Origin of the sequence: uncultured Enorma sp. (assembly GCA_905210055.1) — a bacterium.
Classification (GTDB): Bacteria; Actinomycetota; Coriobacteriia; order Coriobacteriales; family Coriobacteriaceae; genus Enorma.
The window spans coordinates 1-3,045 of sequence record CAJLVH010000180.1 but is presented as its reverse complement, the minus strand read 5'-3'; the positions used below and the strand labels follow the sequence as shown (position 1 = coordinate 3,045).

Here is a 3,045-nt window from a genome sequence, read left to right as displayed (position 1 = left end):
CCGTCTATGCCGAGCCCGCGGGGGAGACGACCGTGGAAGCTGAAGGCACGATGGTCGAATCCACGGACGAGGAGACCGTGACAGAAGCCGAGGGCACGCTGCCCGAGCCCGCCGATTATGACAAGGCGGACTTTTACGAGGAGGCACCCGCCGCCGCGGCGCGCACCGTCGCCTCGTCGCGCGCGTCGAGCCTCTCGCCGGTCGACGTTTCCGCCGAGATGAAGTACTTCACCAAATACGAGAGCCACGCTAACTACCGCCAGGGTTTCGGCTATGGCGACGGCTACAACGCGCTTGGCTATTACCAGTTCGACCGCCGGTATTCGCTCATCAGCTTCCTTACCGCGGTTTACAACTACAACCCGACCAAGTACAGCATGTTCAAGGATGTGCTCGCGCGCAGAAGCGAGGTTTCGAGTTCGTCGGTGTCGATGTACGACACGAAGACCGGCAAGCTCACCGAGCTCGGTCAGTTGGTGCAGGATGCTTGGTACGCTGCGTACGACGCGGATCCGGCTGAGTTCTCCGCGTTGCAGGATTCCTATGCGTACAACAGCTATTACGTGCCCACGGAGAACTGGCTCAAGTCCCAGGGAATCGATATCTCCGGTCGCGCGGACTGCGTGAAGGGCATGGTCTGGGGTCTGTCGAACATGTGGGGTACGGGCGGCGTGCGTAACGTCCTGCTCGGCGCGAACCTCTCCAACGACATGACAGACCGCGAGTTCGTGACGGCGCTCTCGCAGCAGATTACCGACCATATCGAGAAGTACAGCTCGCAGACGGAATACTATGCGGGTTGGAAGAACCGGTATCGCAGCGAGCTCGCGGACTGCTTGGCGTACATCGCCGAGGACGAGGCGGCCGCTGCCGAGGAGGAGAAGCCCGCGCCGGAGACCCCGGGCGATACAGGCGAGCAGGGTTCCGGTGCCAACCAGGGCGATTCGTCTGATGCTGGCGACCAGGGCTCCGATACCGGCGCTTCCGATGCGGATGATTCGACGGGTAATGAGAACGCCGGTTCTAACGGTGATGCTCCTAGTGAGGATACGTCCGAGAATACGGGGGACGATGCAACCGATACCGACTCCTCCGATACGTCGGACGATTCTTCGAGTGGTACGTCGCCCGTGCCGAGCGATCCGAACCCCGTGCCGCCTTCGAATGCGGTAAGCGGTGGCACCTCGACGAGCAAGCCGAACAACGCGCCGAGCGACGGCACGACGGCGACTGACGACGCGACGAGCTCGGACGACGGGGATCGCGACGCTGCCACCGATGACTCGACGAGCAGCTCGACCTCGACTTCGACGGACGAGGAAAAGGACGCGTCCACTTCTGGGACTAGCGCCAATAAGGAGGGCGAGGAGAAGCCCGGTGACAAGACCTCCGACTCACAGAAGCAGGCGGAACAGGCTAAGAAGGCCAATGGGGGTTCAAGCGAGAACGGTGCCGTAGACAACGATGAAGCGGGCGCGCATCCGAACGGCGTGATGCCGCAGACGTCCGACCTCATCATGTTCACGTGCTTCGCGAGTGCGAGCGCGGCGTGTTTCGGCGCGACCTTCGTCTACGCTGGCAAGCGCGGCCTCAAGAAGAACGAGGACGACGACGCCAACGAGGAGTAGCAGGCGCAGCACATCATTGCGTTACTGTTGCGGCGCGCATCGCTGGGTAGTTCCCGCGGTGCGCGCCTTTTTTGCAAATACGCCAAGCCTTGCTAAGCCTTGTAGCCTGGGTCAATGCCTGGCACAACTTGGAACCTAGGATTCCTTGCATATGCGATCTGGGTCGAGAGGGGAGGGTCGCCCCGGAACCAACGAGTCAACGCGGTGGCAGCCCGATTGAGGTCTTGCGCTTCTTTCACTAAAGAAAAATCCCAGACCCCAAAGGAATCTGGGAAGAAGTTTTGGTAGCCCGTACCAGATTCGAACTGGTGATCTCCGCCTTGAGAGGGCGGCGTCCTAAACCGCTAGACGAACGGGCCATTATGGCTGGGATGGAGGGAGTCGAACCCCCATTGACGGAACCAGAATCCGCTGTCCTGCCATTAGACGACATCCCAGTGGCAACGCCCACGGCCTAAGCCGTGCGCAGGTAGATATATTACGGTACAACCCCACCAAGCGCAAGGGGTGATTTTGAGAGAATTGAGGAAGAGATCGCAGCGACCGTGAATTGTCGCTTTATTGGTGAGGCGTGGCGGATACAAGTGTCTGCCATATAATCAAAAACCAAGTCTTTGCTGCTCAATCACGCGATAGATGAGCAACGACGCAGAGGTCTCAATATTCGATGGGTGAAACTGTATTCTGCGAGAGTGAGGCAACGCATCGCTCTGCATTTACGGATATGGTAAATGTACCCTACAAATTTACGAATTTCGTTACTTTGTAGGGTAATCCTAAAGAGGCGGGATGTCTGTTTTGGAAGAAGTCCTTGAGGAAGAACTCGAGCGTTCCATCCGAGTAGGTCATGCGATACGGCGGGAGCTCGACAATCTTCCAAAGGGGAGCGTTCGCGTCCGAAAAATCGGTGATCGTGACTATTATTACCTCAATTATCGAGAAGGTAATAAGGCCAGGTCTAGGTACATCCCGGCTAAAGATGTCGAGTTGATCAAACGGCAAGTGACACGGCGTAAAGAGCCCCTTGCTGCACTCAAGGAACAAGAGCAAGCATGCAGACAGATCGAGCGCGCACTAGGGAGGCGGCCGCATGTTGAATAGCCAGCAACAGGCGTTGCTGCGCGTCTTGGATCTCATTGAAGGGGCTGGCTGTATGCCTGCGATCAAGGCCGATCGCGTCTGATTGCTCAGTGGGGCAATTGCTGCGGCGCAGGGAGGGTATCGCCTTTCGAAAAAATCAGCTTAAATCACAGCTCCTATGAATTCAGACGCTGTCCATCATCTTGCGCTGCTCAACTGCTACGATATCGAACTGGCGGCGATGCAAGGTCGTGTCGCCTCAAAGTTGTGATTATCCGAAAGGAGCCCCATGAAGGCCATCATCCCCGCCGCGGGCCTGGGGACCCGCTTCCTGCCC

At 58.2% G+C, this 3,045-nt stretch carries 1 protein-coding gene and 2 tRNA genes; 1 reads left to right on the top strand and 2 read right to left on the bottom strand.

The genetic code is table 11. From position 1 onward, the window contains the following. Window positions 1-1,628, top strand: a 1,628-nt coding sequence (locus QZ079_RS08870; protein WP_366926443.1) for a hypothetical protein, incomplete at its 5' end; no start/stop codon positions are given. A gap of 282 nt (window positions 1,629-1,910) precedes the next feature. Here the strand turns inward: QZ079_RS08870 and QZ079_RS08865 are convergent. Next, window positions 1,911-1,987, bottom strand: a tRNA-Glu gene (locus QZ079_RS08865). Window positions 1,988-1,991: 4 nt separating this feature from the next. Beyond that, a tRNA-Gln gene (locus QZ079_RS08860) sits at window positions 1,992-2,065 on the bottom strand. Window positions 2,066-3,045 lie beyond the last annotated feature (980 nt).